Here is a 654-nt window from a genome sequence, read left to right as displayed (position 1 = left end):
TGGAGATAAGATTGAAGAGACTCAGACTGAAATCGAGTTGCACGACGCCAAAGATGCAGTCGATAAACTACTTCAGGTTCACGTTCGGGAGAACGCCAAAATCGATCTGTCTACCCTAACCGACGCGCAGATCGATGAACTACTCAATAAAGCCCTCACCAAACTCGATCAAGCTTAACGAACATGACCACAAACGAAAAAAGACAATTACTCGCCTTGGTGCTTAGTGGCGATACCGAAGCGCTCCGCGTATACCAAGCTCAACGAGCCGTAAAAGACCTCGACACACGTATTGTGATCGACAGCCGCCCAGTCGGCGGACCAATTCAAGAGATCGATAAAGCGGGCATCATCAGGGAGATCTCGATCGAGGAATTCGATGCCTTACCCGAGCAGGCTCGCAGCCGTATCGTGACCATTATTGACACGATGGATGGTCATAAGCGACCCGCGCCGGATGAGGACTATAGTAATCCCCATGAACTTAATAACTAACAAGCGATGAACGCAGAAACCAAACGCAAGCTCTTAGCCCAAGTATTAGCGGGCAACACAGAGGCACTACGAGATTATCAAATCAAGCAGGCTCAACAACCGACCGATTCGGAGAAGCATTTATGGATTATCGATGCTCGGGAAATTGGAGGCTCTATT

1 protein-coding gene is annotated in these 654 nt (G+C 48.8%); it reads left to right on the top strand.

Annotation, left to right across the window (positions count from 1 at the left end):
- Window positions 1-183 precede the first annotated feature (183 nt).
- Entirely contained in the window at window positions 184-495 is a 312-nt protein-coding gene (locus GO755_RS40740) for a hypothetical protein (protein ID WP_157591182.1), read from the top strand.
- The last annotated feature ends 159 nt before the right edge of the window (window positions 496-654 follow it).

It is taken from the genome of Spirosoma arboris, from assembly GCF_009754945.1.
GTDB lineage: Bacteria > Bacteroidota > Bacteroidia > Cytophagales > Spirosomataceae > Spirosoma > Spirosoma arboris.
Note: the sequence above shows the minus strand (reverse complement) of the source record. Positions and strands in the feature narration are given on the sequence as shown.

Coding starts and splice junctions, on each gene's coding strand:
- GO755_RS40740 (WP_157591182.1), top strand. CDS start 184: ATGACCACAAACGAAAAAAGACAATTACTCGCCTTGGTGCTTAGTGGC.